The 13,934-nt window shown below is 64.6% G+C and carries 15 protein-coding genes; 4 read left to right on the top strand and 11 right to left on the bottom strand.

Features of this window, described 5'->3' with window-relative positions; genetic code table 11:
- The first annotated feature begins 27 nt into the window (after nt 1-27).
- Nucleotides 28-1,359: an MFS transporter gene (locus tag B0E41_RS26335; protein ID WP_077336154.1), complete on the top strand. Its 1,332-nt coding sequence runs from the start codon at nt 28-30 to the stop codon at nt 1,357-1,359.
- Nucleotides 1,360-1,389: 30 nt separating this feature from the next.
- Here B0E41_RS26335 and soxB read toward each other — a convergent pair whose 3' ends face one another.
- The 8 genes from soxB to soxC all read right to left on the bottom strand — a co-directional run bounded on the left by soxB (nt 1,390) and on the right by soxC (nt 8,528).
- Entirely contained in the window at nt 1,390-3,114 is a 1,725-nt protein-coding gene (gene soxB, locus B0E41_RS26330) for a thiosulfohydrolase SoxB (RefSeq protein WP_077336152.1), read from the bottom strand.
- A gap of 131 nt (nt 3,115-3,245) precedes the next feature.
- A complete protein-coding gene (gene soxX / locus B0E41_RS26325; protein ID WP_077336150.1) occupies nt 3,246-3,899 on the bottom strand; it encodes a sulfur oxidation c-type cytochrome SoxX in 654 nt (217 codons plus the stop codon).
- Between the two features lie 16 nt (nt 3,900-3,915).
- Nucleotides 3,916-4,614 carry a sulfur oxidation c-type cytochrome SoxA gene (soxA, locus tag B0E41_RS26320; RefSeq protein ID WP_253195187.1) on the bottom strand — a complete coding sequence of 233 codons (699 nt, stop codon included), beginning with the start codon at nt 4,612-4,614 and terminating at the stop codon, nt 3,916-3,918.
- Between the two features lie 236 nt (nt 4,615-4,850).
- A complete protein-coding gene (soxZ, locus tag B0E41_RS26315) occupies nt 4,851-5,162 on the bottom strand; it encodes a thiosulfate oxidation carrier complex protein SoxZ (protein ID WP_077336146.1) in 312 nt (103 codons plus the stop codon).
- Nucleotides 5,163-5,217: 55 nt separating this feature from the next.
- Complete coding sequence (soxY, locus tag B0E41_RS26310) at nt 5,218-5,673, bottom strand: thiosulfate oxidation carrier protein SoxY (RefSeq protein ID WP_077336144.1); 456 nt, start codon at nt 5,671-5,673, stop codon at nt 5,218-5,220.
- Nucleotides 5,674-5,703: 30 nt separating this feature from the next.
- Nucleotides 5,704-5,838, bottom strand: a complete 135-nt coding sequence (locus B0E41_RS27780; protein ID WP_290440870.1) for a hypothetical protein — start codon at nt 5,836-5,838, stop codon at nt 5,704-5,706.
- Nucleotides 5,839-5,920: 82 nt separating this feature from the next.
- Nucleotides 5,921-6,913 carry a c-type cytochrome gene (locus B0E41_RS26305; protein WP_253195185.1) on the bottom strand — a complete coding sequence of 331 codons (993 nt, stop codon included), beginning with the start codon at nt 6,911-6,913 and terminating at the stop codon, nt 5,921-5,923.
- 271 nt (nt 6,914-7,184) lie between these two features.
- Nucleotides 7,185-8,528, bottom strand: a complete 1,344-nt coding sequence (gene soxC, locus B0E41_RS26300) for a sulfite dehydrogenase (RefSeq protein ID WP_077336140.1) — start codon at nt 8,526-8,528, stop codon at nt 7,185-7,187.
- A gap of 288 nt (nt 8,529-8,816) precedes the next feature.
- On the opposite strand from soxC, the gene B0E41_RS26295 reads away from it, so the two are divergent.
- The 3 genes from B0E41_RS26295 to B0E41_RS26285 all read left to right on the top strand — a co-directional run bounded on the left by B0E41_RS26295 (nt 8,817) and on the right by B0E41_RS26285 (nt 11,168).
- A complete protein-coding gene (locus B0E41_RS26295; RefSeq protein WP_077336138.1) occupies nt 8,817-9,119 on the top strand; it encodes a c-type cytochrome in 303 nt (100 codons plus the stop codon).
- 10 nt (nt 9,120-9,129) lie between these two features.
- The gene (locus B0E41_RS26290) at nt 9,130-10,413 is read left to right on the top strand and encodes an NAD(P)/FAD-dependent oxidoreductase (RefSeq protein ID WP_077336136.1); all 1,284 of its coding nucleotides are present in this window, start codon (nt 9,130-9,132) and stop codon (nt 10,411-10,413) included.
- 143 nt (nt 10,414-10,556) lie between these two features.
- Nucleotides 10,557-11,168, top strand: coding sequence for a c-type cytochrome (locus B0E41_RS26285; protein ID WP_077336134.1), 612 nt, complete (start codon nt 10,557-10,559; stop codon nt 11,166-11,168).
- 157 nt (nt 11,169-11,325) lie between these two features.
- On the opposite strand, the gene B0E41_RS26280 is transcribed toward B0E41_RS26285, so the two are convergent.
- The 3 genes from B0E41_RS26280 to fba all read right to left on the bottom strand — a co-directional run bounded on the left by B0E41_RS26280 (nt 11,326) and on the right by fba (nt 13,771).
- Complete coding sequence (locus B0E41_RS26280; protein WP_143434055.1) at nt 11,326-11,766, bottom strand: type II toxin-antitoxin system VapC family toxin; 441 nt, start codon at nt 11,764-11,766, stop codon at nt 11,326-11,328.
- Between the two features lie 35 nt (nt 11,767-11,801).
- Entirely contained in the window at nt 11,802-12,575 is a 774-nt protein-coding gene (locus B0E41_RS26275) for a hypothetical protein (protein WP_077336130.1), read from the bottom strand.
- A 128-nt stretch (nt 12,576-12,703) separates the two neighbouring features.
- Nucleotides 12,704-13,771, bottom strand: a complete 1,068-nt coding sequence (gene fba / locus B0E41_RS26270) for a class II fructose-bisphosphate aldolase (RefSeq protein ID WP_077336128.1) — start codon at nt 13,769-13,771, stop codon at nt 12,704-12,706.
- Nucleotides 13,772-13,934: the final 163 nt, after the last annotated feature.

Below are 13,934 nucleotides of genomic sequence, written 5' to 3'. Positions count from 1 at the left end.
GCACAGGCCGCCACCCCGAGAGACACCATGCCCAGCCACACCCTTGACCCCGCCGGTTCCGCCGCATTTCCCCCGTCCGAGCCCCCCACACCGACCGCCCACGAACGGGTCAGCCCGGGCGACATCGCCGTGGGGGTGGTGATCGGCCGGACCTCGGAGTATTTCGACTTCTTCGTCTACGGCATCGCCTCGGTGCTGGTCTTTCCGGCGGTGTTTTTTCCACAACTGAGCCGGCTCGACGGCACCCTGTTTGCTTTCGCCATCTTCGCGCTGGCCTTCGTCACCCGCCCCATCGGCACGGTGCTGTCGATGGCGGTGCAGCGCCGCTGGGGCCGCGCCACCAAACTGACGATCGCCCTGTTCCTGCTGGGCACCTGCACGGCGGGCATCGCCTTCCTGCCCGGCCACGCCAGCCTGGGCAGCGCGGCCGTGGTGGTGCTGGCCGTGTTGCGCCTGGGCCAGGGCCTGGCGCTGGGCGGTTCGTGGGACGGCCTGCCCTCGCTGCTGGCCCTGAACGCGCCCGAAAGCCGCCGGGGCTGGTACGCCATGCTGGGCCAGCTGGGCGCGCCGGTGGGCTTCATCTTCGCCAGCTCGCTGTTTGCCTACCTGTACAGCAGCTTGTCCCAGGCGGACTTCCTCTCCTGGGGCTGGCGCTACCCGTTCTTCGTGGCGTTCGCGATCAACGTCGTGGCGCTGTTCGCCCGCCTGCAGCTGGTGAGTGCGCACGAGCAGGAAGGCCTGCTGAACCGGCAGGAGTTCGAGCCGGTGTCCGCCACCGAACTGCTGGGTTCGCAGGGCCACAACGTGTTCATCGGCGCGTTCGCCGCCCTCGCCAGCTACGCCCTGTTTCACATCGTCACGGTGTTCCCGCTGTCGTGGATCCACCTCTACGCGCAGCAGTCCATCACCGGGTTCCTGGGCATTCAGATCGTGGGCGCCTTCCTGTGCGCTGGCGCCATCGTGGCCTCCGGCTGGCTGGCCGACCGCTACGGCCGCCGCCAGACGCTGGGCAGTCTGGCCGTGCTGATCGGTGTGTTCAGCGGCTTCGCTCCCACGCTGCTCAACGGCGGCGAAGTGGGCCAGGACCTGTTCATCCTGGTCGGCTTCGTGCTGCTGGGCCTGTCCTACGGCCAGGCCTCGGGCACGGTCACAGCCAACTTCGCACCCCGCTTCCGCTACACCGGCGCGGCGCTCACCTCGGACCTGGCCTGGCTGATCGGCGCCGCGTTTGCGCCGCTGGTGGCGCTGGGCCTGTCGGCCCACTTCGGGCTGGGTTTCGTCAGCCTCTACCTGCTCTCGGGCGCGGCCTGCACGCTGGGCGCGCTGCGCCTGAACCGTTCGCTCGAATCCCGCGGCTGAACCCGCAGCGGCCCGGGCGGCCGCTGTCCGTCACAGCACCATGCCGGGGTTGCCCTGCATGCCCACCAGCGTCGGCGTGTTGATCTTGCGCGGCGCGATGGTCTTGTGGTTCTTGAAATAGGCCTCCATCACGTCCCAGATCGGCTCGCCCTTGGCGCCTTCGGCCACCGGCGCCCAGCCGGCCACCTTGTAGGTCTTGCCGGCCTCGATGGTCTTTCCCCTGAGCATCATGTTGCTGATGCGCTGGCCCGAACCGGCCTTGGGGTCGCAGGTGTAGGCCAGGCCGCCCACGCGCACCATGTCGCCGCCCTGCTGGTAATACGGGTCGGGGTTGAACAGGTTGTCGCACACGTCTTCGAGCACGGTCTTGATGGTCTCGCCGCTCATCTCGTTCAGCGTGCTGGTCGGGTAGGTGATGGCCACCTGGTCCATCATCAGTTCGCGCGTGATGCTCTGCCCCGGCAGGATGGTCGTGCCCCAACGGAAGCCGGGCGAGAAGGCCATGTCGGCGCCCTTCACCTCCATCAATGCGTCAACGATGAGCTGGTCCCACGAGCCGTTGAAGTTGCCACGGCGGTAGAGCAACCCTTCTGACACGGCGAGCTGCTCGTCCAGCTTGGCCTTGTAGGGCGCGCGCACCTTGTCGATGTAGGCCTGCATCTCGGCGTCGGCCGGCAGCAGGTTGGCGAACACCGGCAGCAGCTTGTAGCGGAAGTCCTGCACCTTGCCGCCGCGCACGTCGAAGTCGAGCACGCCGAGGAACTTGCTGTTGGAGCCGGCGTTGGTCACCAGGGTCTGGCCTTTGGCGTTCTTCACCACGATGGGCGCCGGCATGCCGTCGTGCGTGTGGCCGCCGAGGATGGCGTCGATGCCGGTCACGCGCGAGGCCATCTTGATGTCCACGTCCATGCCGTTGTGCGAGAGCACGACCACGGCCTGAGCGCCCTTGCCGCGCGCCTCGTCCACCATCTTCTGCATGTTTTCGTCTTGTATGCCGAAGGCCCAGTTCGGCACCATGTGGCGCGGGTTGGCGATGGGGGTGTAGGGGAAGGCCTGGCCGATCACGGCCACCGGCACGCCGTTCATTTGCCGGATGACATAGGGCTTGAACACGGGGTCGCCAAAGTCGTTGGTCTTGACGTTCTGCGCCAAAAAGTCGAGCTGGCCGGCGAAGTCTTTTTCGACGATCTCCTGCACGCGCTTTTCACCCAGGGTGAACTCCCAGTGCGCACTCATGGCGTTCACGCCCAGCAGCTTGCAGGCGTCAACCATGTCCTGGCCGTGGGTCCACAACGCGGTGGCGCTGCCCTGCCAGGTGTCGCCGCCGTCGAGCAGCAGGGCGTTGGGGCGGCTGGCCTTGAGCAGCTTCACCAGCGTGGCCAGGTGCGCGAAACCACCGACCTTGCCGTAGGTCTTGGCGGCCTTCTCGAAGTTGAGGTAGGTGAAGGCGTGCGCCTCGGGCGTGCCGGGGCGGATGTTGAAGTGCTTGAGCAGGCCTTCGCCCACGATGTGCGGTGGCCGGCCCACGGCCTCGGCCACGCCGAGGTTCACATTGGGCTCGCGGAAGTGGATGGGCATCAGCTGCGCGTGGCAGTCGGTGAAGTGCAGGAAGCTGACGTTGCCGAACTTGGCCAGGTCGTACATCTTCATGGCCGCGCCTGGCTGGCCGGCCAGCACGTCCTGGTGGTTCAGGGCCATGCCGCCCGCACTGGCGACGGCGAGCACCTGCATGAATTCGCGGCGACTGAAGCTCATCAGAGTCTTTCGGTAGCACCCCTGCCGCGCTGCGCGCGACCCCCTCAAGGGGGCGGCATTGGCGGTCCGGCAAAGCCGGTCCCGCGATGCCCTGGCTTGCAGGGCACCGTGCGCGGCTGGATGGGGTTGGTTTATTGGTTGACGGGCGACTTCGGATCGAGCAGCAACGCCATCACATGCTGGATCTGCTGCTCGGTCAGGATGCCCTTGTGCCCGACGCGGGGCATCTGCGAACAGGCGTTGTAGGCGCGCGAGTTCCAGAGCTTGCCCCAGGTGTAGTCCACGATGGGTTTGGCTGCGGCGCTGGCCGGGTCGCTCACACCGCGCAGCTTGCCGTAGTGGTAGAGGCTGGGACCCAGGTTGCCGAAGGAGATTTCCTTCTTGTCCATCTGGTGGCAGTTGTAGCAATTGCCGCCGTTGGCGTCACCGGCCTTGTCGGTCCAGGTCAGGCCGCGACCGCTCTGGGCAATCTTCTCGCCCTCTTTCCAGTCGCCGAGGAACTTGCCGTCGCTGGGCATCTTGATGGTTTTCAGCGCGGCCGCTTCGATGGCCTTGGTGGTCTTCTCGTCCAGCGGCTTGCCCGCCACGTCGGCCGCGCTGCACAGGCGGTTGGCTTCGTCCTGCTGCAGGCGATCAACCGTGGCGATGCCCCGGTCCTGGAACGAGGCCTTCATCGCGTCGGCGGTGAGCTTGTCGTAATCGGCGCCCGAGGGCGACGAGGTGCAGCCCGCCAGCAGCAGGGCCGTCAAGGAGAGCAGCGTGTGGGTCATGGTTGTTTTGATCATGTCGTGTGTCTCCTGGTCAGCGCTTGATGGCCGGCACGATGGACTCGGCGGTCTTGGCGTTCACGCCCATGTACACACCCAGCGCGATGGTCGCGTCGCTGCCGAATTTGGGTTCGGGGAAACGCTGCTGGCGGTAGCAGTCGTTCAGGCGCAGCTGCATGCCCCACATCTGCGAGTTCGACACGCGGTAGGCCGGCCAGGCAGCGAAGCCCACGCCGTCACCCGGGTTCTTGGTCAGATTGGGCAAGTCCTGCAGACGGATGCGGCCACCGTCGGTGCCGTGGCACGAAGCGCACGAAAAATCGTGTGAGCCACCGCGCGCGAAGAACAGGCGCTTGCCCACCTCGTACATGGTTTTTTCCTGCTCGTGGGATTGCGAGAGGTTGAAGCGCATGCCCTTAGAGGCGGTCGCCACGTAGGTGGTGAGCGCTGTGAGGTTGGCCATCTCGCCTTTGCCGAACGCGGTTTTGGCGATCTCGGCGCCGTTGAAGCCCTGCAGGGTTTCCATGCAGGTGATCAGGCGCATCTCCAGGTCCTGCACCCGGCCGGTGTCCTTGAAGTAGCGGGGCAGTTCGACGAAGACCCCTTTGACAACCCCCGGACCCTTGCCCAGATCACACTGCTCCAGCGAGGCGTTCTTCGGGCCTCGCTTCTGCTTCCAAAGCTCCTCGCCCTTCATCTCGAACAGCTCGGCCGGGTTGCCGTCCTGCAGCATCTCGCGGTATTTGGCAATGCCGTCGAGCGCGGCGTTGCCCTGGGCGTGCACAGCGCCGAAGGCGAACACACCGCCCAAGGCCAGGGCGACGCAGCGTGTATCGAATTTCATGGGTGTCTCCTTCGTTGTTATCGGGCCGGGAGCGAGTGCCCCAAAGCCAAGGTCACCGCGGAACCGGCTCCGCCGGGCCGCCAGCGACGCCCCCCTTGGGGGGTCGCGCAAAGCGCGGCGGGGGGTCAGGCGATCTGTGCTTCGTCGGTGCGGGACTCGCCCTTGGTGTCGGTCCACTTCACCACGATCTTGTCGCCCTTGGCGCCGCCCTTGAACTTGAAGGACAGGAAGGGGTTCTGCGACACGGAGCCGCTGAAGATGGCTTTGAGCACGGACTTGCCGTTGCTCGTGGCTTCCACGTCTTTGATGAAGTGAGCGGGAATGAGAGCGCCGGCCGCGTCTTTGCGGGTGCCGGGTTCCATGACGTGCGACATGAGCACGCGAACGGTGGTTTCGTCGCCAGCGAGGGCGGCACGGATGCGCATCGGATCAGCCATGAGGGACTCCTGTCAATTCAAAAAATGGGGGGAATGGAACGGTGGGTGGGGGCGATCAGCCGCCGCAACCACCCAGCGTGACTTTGGTTTCCTTGGACGCCGAGAACAGCTTGCCGTCGGCCTTGACCACGGCGAACACGTGGGTGCTCTGGCCCATCTTCAGGCGGGTCTGCACGTCGGCGGCGGTGCCGGCGGGGATGAAGAAGGCGCACGACAGCGGGGTCGGGTTCTTCTCGACGATCAGGTACATCTCGGTGGTGTTGGCCAGCTTGCTGGTGGCGCCCACGGGCACCACGGCGCCGTTCTCGGCGATGTCGGGGGACACCACCGACACCTGGTCGCTGGTGGCGGGCGTGCCACCGATGGCCTTGAGCGCGTCTTCCAGGGTCTTGACCTGGAAGCTGGCGCTGTCAACAGCGGCCTGGGCCTGGCTCTGGGTCACGAGGCCCAGGGCGATCAGCGACGCGAATGCACCGGTGGATTGAAGGGCGTGGCGGCGGGTCTGGTTCATGTCGAACTCCTGAGGAAAGGTGGAAAAAGTTTACTTGTCGGCCGCGTGGCAGGCCAGGCAGGCGCTTCTGGCGGCCAGCGCCTTCGCGGCCGCTGGGTCCGCAGCGAAGCCGCTCCCGCTGGCCAGCCAGCCCATGCCGGCCAGAGCGAGGTGTCTGAGGTTCATCTTCACAGCGTAAGGTCTCCTGGGATGGCGAAAAAGGGGGTTTACGAGCACATGCGCATATTCCATAAATCAAATATGTCGCTCACGGGGCACCCGCGGCGATCCACTGGGCGATGGCTTTCGCGTCGGCGTCGCTCAGCTGGGCCTGGGGGGGCATGGGCACGGAGCCCCACACGCCCGTTCCGCCGGACTTGATCTTGCCCATCAGGTAGCGCTCTTGATCGGCTTTGCTTTTGTTTTTGTATTTGGTGGCGATCTCGTTGAAGCCCGGGCCCACGATCTTGTTTTTCACGCCGTGGCAGGCGGTGCAGGCGTTGGACGCGAGCAAGCCCTTGATCGCGGCGTCGCCCGAAGACGCTGCGGCCACCACCACCGCCTTGGGCGCCGAACCGGAGCCCACCAGGCCCTTGGGTTCGGGCTTGGTGGTGTCGGCGCCGCGCACCGGGCCGACCACGCGGTTCTGCTCGGCGATGTTGCCGTGGGCGTCGCGGGCAAAGGCGGGCAACGACGAGTGCACGACCGGGTCGATGGCGCAGTTCTTCATGCAGGCCACGTTCTTCACGTCACCTTTGCCGTTGACCTTCCACATCGGCTCGTGGAACGCCATGCCGTTGCGGTTGGGCATGCGCTTTTGCACCTCGGCGATGTTCTTGTCGCTCAGGGTGAAGTCGCCCGGCACCACCTCGGCCAGGCTCAGCAGGTAGGCCAGCACACCGTAGACCTCTTCGGTCTTGAGCGTCTTGGGCGCATTCCAGGGCATGGCGCGGTTGATGTAGTCAAACAGCGTGGAGACCGTGGCCACTTTCATGAAGGTGGTCTTCTGCGGCACGATGCTCTTGCCCTCTTCCAGCCCCTTCACGCGGCCGGTCTTGATGTCGGCTTTGGTGGTGCCGCCGATGATGGGCGTGAACACCTCATTCGACTCACCGAAAGTGCCGTGGCAGGAAGCGCACTTGCCCTCCCACACCGTCTCGCCCAGCGAGACATTGCCAGCACCCACGGGCAAGCCCTTGAAATCAGGCCGCACATCGATGTCCCAGGCCTTCACCTCGGCCGGTGTCGCAGCACGACCCATGTGGGACCACGGTTTGTCCTGGGCGAACGAAGAAACAGAAACGCTGCCGAGCAAAGCAAGGGCGAGCGAAGCGATGCCCCGTGAACAGCCCAGAAAGCCGCGCAACCGGCTTTGCCGGGGCGCAGGCTTGCCTTGCAGGCCGCGCCAGTGTCGGAGCCACTGGCTCTTCGTCCCGTCCAAGCCTGCGCAGGCAGGCTCGGAGCCGCGGTCCTCAGCCCCCTTGAGGGGGGGAGTGAACGACCGAAGGGAGTGAATGACGGAGGTGTTCATGTCAATAAACCTGCACATTGGAGACTTCACCGTTTTCCGACACCAGCCAGCTCTGGATGGCGTTCTGGTGGTACACGGAGCGTGTGCCGCGCACCGCGCGAAGCTGGTTGATCTTGGGCTGCACATAGCCCGTGCTGTCGATGGCGCGGCTCTGCAGAACTGCGGGTTTGCCATCCCAGACCCAGTCGATGTTGAAGCGGGTGAAGGCCTTGGGCAGCACCGGCCCTTCGAGGCGCGCCGTGCGCCAGTGGCGGCCACCGTCCACGCTCACGTCCACGCGCTTGATCGCGCCCCGGCCCGACCAGGCCAGGCCGGTCACGTTGTAGTAGCCCTTGTCGAGCAGCGTCTGGCTGCCCGAGGGCGTGGTGATCACGCTCTTGCACTCCTGCACGCCGGTGTACTGGCGGTGCGTGCCGTCGGGCATGTGGTCGATGTAGTGCACCGCCTCGTCCTTGGTGGCCCACTTCTGGTCACCCACCTCGATGCGGCGCAGGTACTTGACCCAGCTCACGCCCTGCACGCCCGGCACCACCAGTCGCAGCGGGTAACCGTTTTCGGGGCGAAGCATTTCGCCGTTCATGGCCCAGGCGACGATGCAGTCGTCCATGGCGCGGTCCATGTCGATGGTGCGTGTCATCGACGATCCGTCGGCACCTTCGGCCAGCACGAACTTGCCGTTCTTCTTGTCCACACCGCACATCTCCAGCAGCGTGGAGAGCAGTACGCCGGTGAACTCGGAGCACGAGGTCATGCCGTGGGTGTATTGCACCGACGGCACGGCCACATTGCCCCACTCGGTGGCGGTGTTGGCGCCGCACTCGATGAAGTGGATGCGCGAGACGCTGGGCAGGCGCATCAGGTCGTCCATGGTGAACACGCGCTCGCGCTTCACCAGGCCATTGACCATCAGGCGGTGCTTGCTGGGGTCGATGTCCCACCAGCCCTGGTGGTGGCGCTCGAAGTGCAGACCGCTGGGCGTGATGATGCCGAACAGGCCCTGCAGCGGCGTGAAACTCACCGAGGCCTGGTTCACCCGGGTGAGGCCCGGGCTCTGGCGGCGCTGCAGGTTGGCCTCCCACTGGCTGGGCTTGCCGTAGCCATCGGTCACCACCGACTGGCCCAGGCCCGTGCTGTGCTCGGGCAGCTTCAAGATGGCTTCTTCGCCGTCGGCCGCCATGGCGCGGGTGGCCGCTGCGGTCGAGGCCGCCACGCCGGCGCCCATGGCCAGCGCGTTGCCCATGAAACGGCGACGCGCTTTGCGGGCCTCTTCGAGTTTTTCAGCGCTCAGAAAATTCTCGGGCGCCGGCAGGATGCGACCGATCACGTCGCTCAGGTCTTCAGACACGTGCTGGTTCTTTCTGTGGGGCTGAGGATGGAGTCAGTCCAGTGACTATATCAATACTTGCCTATATAAACATTGGTAAAAACCCGGGCCGCACATCAGCCCCTTCCGATTCGGGACCAGCCGCCTGGCCGGTGCTGATTCCGCTAGGGTTTTCACCCTTTTGCCGCCCCACAACGGGAGGCTACGATAAAAGAATCAGCATATGCGAAACAACTGATTTTCTGGCGATTTCGCCTGCAGCTACAGTTTGACCGGCACGTTTCATCAACCCCCATCCCGGAGAAAAGAATGATCAGAACAGCGAAATGGCTGGCTGTGGGCACGCTGTGCACCGCGGCCCTGGCGGCCCAGGCCCAGGTCAACCAGGTGCGCGTCTGGGCCGCCGCCTGCGCCACCTGCCACGGCACCGAAGGCCGCGCACAGCCGGGCAACGAGTCCCTGGCCGGCAAGGACAAGGACGAACTGGTGCAAAAGCTGATGGACTTCAAAACCGGCCGCAAGCCCGCCACCCTGATGCACCAGCTGAGCAAGGGTTACTCCGACGAGCAGCTCGCCCAGATCGCCGCCTACTTCGCCGCCCAGAAAAAATAAGGAGCCCACCATGCAACGTCGTCAATTTGTACAAACGCTGGGCGCTGGCTCGGCAGTCGCTGGCCTCGGTGGTCTCACCGGGTGCGCGGGTGTGGGTGGCAGCAGCGCCAAGGTGGTGGTGGTCGGGGGTGGCTACGGTGGCGCCACCGCCGCCAAGTACGTGCGCCTGTTCTCGGACCACGGCATCGACGTGACCCTGGTCGAGCCCAACGCCGCGTTCGTCTCCTGCCCCATTTCGAACCTCGTGATCCAGGGCAGCAAGACCATCGCCGACGTCACCACGCCCTACGACAACCTGAGCAAGCGCCACGGCGTGAAGATCGTGCGCGACACGGTCATCAGCATCGACACCGAGAAGCGCACAGTGAAGCTCGCGGCCGGGGGGGGCGAACTGCCCTACGACCGCCTGATCCTATCCCCCGGCGTCGACTTCATGTGGGACACCTTGCCCGGCATGGCCAAACCCGAGGCCAAAGAAAAGGTGCTGCACGCCTGGAAAGCCGGCGCCCAGACCGTGGCCCTGCGCAAGCAGCTCGAAGCCATGCCCGACGGCGGTGTGTACGCGATCTCCATCCCGCTGGCCCCGTACCGCTGCCCGCCCGGCCCCTACGAGCGCGCCTGCATGGTGGCCAACTACTTCAAGAAGGCCAAGCCCAAGAGCAAGGTGGTGATCTTCGACGCCAACGACGACATCCAGTCGAAGAAGGGCCTGTTCATGAAGGCCTGGAAGGACCACTACGACGGCATGATCGAGTACCGCCCCAAACACAAGGTGACCGAGGTCGATGCCAACACCAACACCTTGAAGTTCGAGTTCAACGACGACTTCAAGGCCGGCGTGGCCAACGTGATCCCCAGCATGCGCGCCGGCGACATCGCCGTGAAGACGGGCCTGGCCACGGCCAATGCCCGCTGGTGCGAGGTCGACTTCCTCACCTTTGAATCGAAGGCGCAGAAGAACATCCACGTGCTGGGCGACTCGATCCAGATCGCCGCGGGCATGCCCAAGTCCGGCCACATGGCCAACCAGCACGGCAAGACCTGTGCGGCGGCAGTCGTGTCGCTGCTGCAGGGCAAAGAGCCGCCGCAGTTGCCGATCTATGCCAACACCTGCTACAGCTTCGTGACCGACGAAGACGTGGTGCACGTGGCCAGCGTGCACCGCTACGACGCCGAGAAGAAGACCATGCTGACGGTGGCGGGCTCGGGCGGTGTGTCGAGCGCGGCCAGCGAGCTGGAAGGCCGGTACGCCCATGCTTGGGCGCGCAACATCTGGGCAGACACCCTCGCATAACCCCCCCGCGCCGCCTTCGGCGTCACCCCCCTGGAAGGGGGGCGGCACTGGCCGTCCGGCAAAGCCGGCCCGGCGGTGCCTCTGGGTGGCGTTGCGCCTCGCGGTACGAATCGCGCTCCGGTGCGGTCAGAAGAGGGATACCTATGAACTGCAAGACATCATGGACCAGGGTCGCACTGTGCGCGGCCCTTCTGCTCGGCGCTTCGGGCGCTTGGGCACAGGCCGACGAAGCCCGCGCGAAGAAGATCGCGGGGGGTTCCTGTTTTCTGTGCCACGGGGCGCAGGGCGAATCGACCAGTGAGATTTTTCCGCGGCTGGCCGGGCAGCATGCCGAGTACATCGCCAAGCAGCTCACGGCGTTCAAGAGCGGCCAGCGCAAGAGCACCGCCATGGTCGAGATGGTGAGCAAGCTCACGCCCGACGAGATGCTGGCGCTGGGCAGGTACTACGAGAAGATGTCGATTCCGCGTGAAGAGCCCAAGGACCCGCAGCTCGCGGCCATGGGCCGCTACATCTTTCACAACGGCAACAGGTTCAGCGGCGTGCCCGCCTGCGTGGCCTGCCACGGCACCGCCGCCGAAGGCACGGCCACCCTGCCCCGTCTGGCGACGCAATTTTCAGGCTACATCCACACCCAGCTGAAGTCGTTCAACAAACGCGAGCGGACCAACGACAACGCGGTGATGCACGCGGTGGTGGAGAAGATGACGGAGTTGGAGATGGCGGCGGTCGCGGAGTACGTGAGCAGCAAGTGACTTAACTTTGATGCTGAAAACCATTGAAGGCGCCCTCCTCGGGCGCCTTTCTATTTTCTGCGATGTGGTTTTGACGCCTGTGGCGTGCTGGGTGGCACCTCTGTTTCCAGGCGACCCTGTGCCACTCAGCCCGGGCGGAAGGTAGGCGGGAACGGCTTCAGCCCTCTGTCAACCGGTATTGGCCGTTCTCAAACCAAGAGCCGTCAAATCCGTCCTTCAGCAACACTGCCCTGGTGGCGGATTGGCCCGGCGCTTGTGCACGTGCCAAATACTTCACCAGCGTGCTCTCATCTTCGCTGAACAGGTGGCTGATGCCCTCGCAATCGCATTGCGCGATCAGTTTGAAATCGTCCTTCACCCGAACACGGTCGTCGGCTGGGTCGCGCTGTAGTTGGCGAATCAGGATGCCGCAGCGCATGGCGTGGTCCACGTTGAAGGGCAACACGGAAAAGTTGCGCAGCGGCAGATCGTTGATCGTCTGCTTGACCTGAAACTCGGAGATCACGATGGCCGAAAGGTAGAGCGGAATTTGCCGGCTCACGCATTCCCGAAAGTACTGCTTCGCCACTTCGTGCTGTGGCCGGGCCGGGTTGGCCAAGGTGATCAGAAAGCTGGTGTCCAGCAACGCGCTGTTCAATGTTTGCCCCCACGCAACTCGTCCACCCAAGCAGTGGGGTCAGCCACGTCCCTCCAGGCACTGGCGCCGCGGCGCGTAAGGCGCTCCAGCTCTTCCTCATCCACCTTGGTGGTGTATTCGACAAACTCGATCAGCCGCGCGCTGCGCAACTCACGGGTGAGCACGTTGTATTCCGCCCGAATGCGCAACATCGCCGTCTTGTAGAGACGGTTTTCCTTGTCGTCCCGCAGCAGGTTTTTTTCGGTGGTGACCGTGAGGGTCGTGCCGTCAGGCAAGCGCACATGGGCATTGGCATTGGTGGCACCACCCAAGTCTTGAATCTCGCCTCGGATATAGCGCTCCACCTGCACCCACTGGTCGGCATCGTCGGCGCGGTAATCGGTATCAGCACTGACGATCACCGGACGCTCAAGAAACGGAGCAGATATTTTGTAAGCCAGCTCACGAGATTGGCGCGCCATTTTTTGCCACCGCTCAATGACTTCCTGGCGCTTGGCGTCGATGCCCTCCAGCAGTTCACCGTCCAGCAAGGCACGCAGATCGGCAAACAGGCGGGGCGCACCCATGAGAGGCACCGTCTGGATGGCCAGCGAGCCCTTTTGAATGGCGACTTCAAGATCTTTCGTATCGACCTCTTTGGCATCGCCGCGCAGGAATATCTGCACATCGCTGGCAAAGCGCGCCAGATCAGCCAAGCGCACCCTCGCCGGGCTGGTTTCAAAACCACCCGAATGATCGGAAAGTGAGAGTGTGATGCGCTGGGCTTCCATAGCTGATTTCATTTTACGGTCATGGAAGCCCAGTCGCCCGAAATCATGACGGTTTCAAGCTCGGCCCCGCCCTTTGCAAGAGAGACCGAGGGGAAACCCCGCGCTGTCTCGCCAGCAGCGCCGAAGGCTCAGGCCACCTTGGCGGCCAGTTCGCCTTTGTCGTACCGCTTCTGCATCGTCTCCAGGCTGTGCACCTGGGTGATCTTGCTGGCCATGCCGGCGGCGCCGAAGGCTTCGTAGCGGGCGGCGCAGATCGCCTGCATGGCCTTCGTCGCTTCCTTGTAGAACTTGCGCGGGTCGAAGTTCTTGCGGTCTTCGGCCAGGTGCTTTCGAATGGCGCCGGTGCTGGCCATGCGCAGGTCGGTGTCGATGTTGACCTTGCGCACACCGTTGCGGATGCCTTCGACGATCTCGACCACCGGCACGCCGTAGGTGACACCCATGTCGCCGCCGTACTGGTTGATGATGGCCAGCCAGTCTTCCGGGACGCTGCTGGAGCCGTGCATCACCAGGTGCACGTTGGGGATGCGCTGGTGGATCTCTTTCACGCGGTCGATGCGCAGCACCTTGCCGCTGGGTTTGCTGCTGAACTTGTAGGCGCCGTGGCTGGTGCCGATGGCGATGGCCAGCGCGTCCACCTGCGTCTTGCTCACGAAGTCGGCGGCCTCATCGGGGTCGGTCAGCAGCATGGAGTGGTCCATCTCGCCTTCGGCGCCGTGGCCGTCTTCTTCGCCAGCCTTGCCGGTTTCCAGCGAACCCAGGCAACCCAGTTCACCTTCCACCGACACGCCGCAGGCATGGGCCAGATCGACCACCTGCTGGGTGGTGTTGACGTTGTACTCGTAGCTCGATGGCGTCTTGCCGTCGGCCAGCAGGCTGCCGTCCATCATCACCGAGCTGAAGCCCGACTGGATGGAGCGGAAGCAGATGGCGGGCGCGGCGCCGTGGTCCTGGTGCATGCACACGGGGATGTGCGGGTACATCTCGATGGCGGCCGAAATCAGGTGGCGCAAGAAGGGTTCGCCGGCGTAAGAACGGGCACCGGCCGAGCCTTGCAGGATGACCGGGCTGTTCACCTTGTCGGCCGCCTGCATGATGGCCTGCACCTGCTCCATGTTGTTGACGTTGAAGGCCGGCAGGCCGTAGTGGTGCTCGGCGGCGTGGTCGAGCAGTTGGCGAAGGGAAATGAGGGCCATGGGTTGTCTCCGGACAATGGATCAATGAAACAAAAAATAGGTTCGGGGAGCCCCCATCCCAACCTTCCCCCAGAGGGGGAAGGGGCGAACACGGGGACCAGCGACCGGCCCCTCCCCGATCTACTCCCTCCCCCTCTGGGGGAGGGAGTAGATCGGGGAGGGG

Source organism: Hydrogenophaga sp. A37 (assembly GCF_002001205.1).
GTDB lineage: Bacteria > Pseudomonadota > Gammaproteobacteria > Burkholderiales > Burkholderiaceae_C > Hydrogenophaga.
Note: the sequence above shows the minus strand (reverse complement) of the source record. Positions and strands in the feature narration are given on the sequence as shown.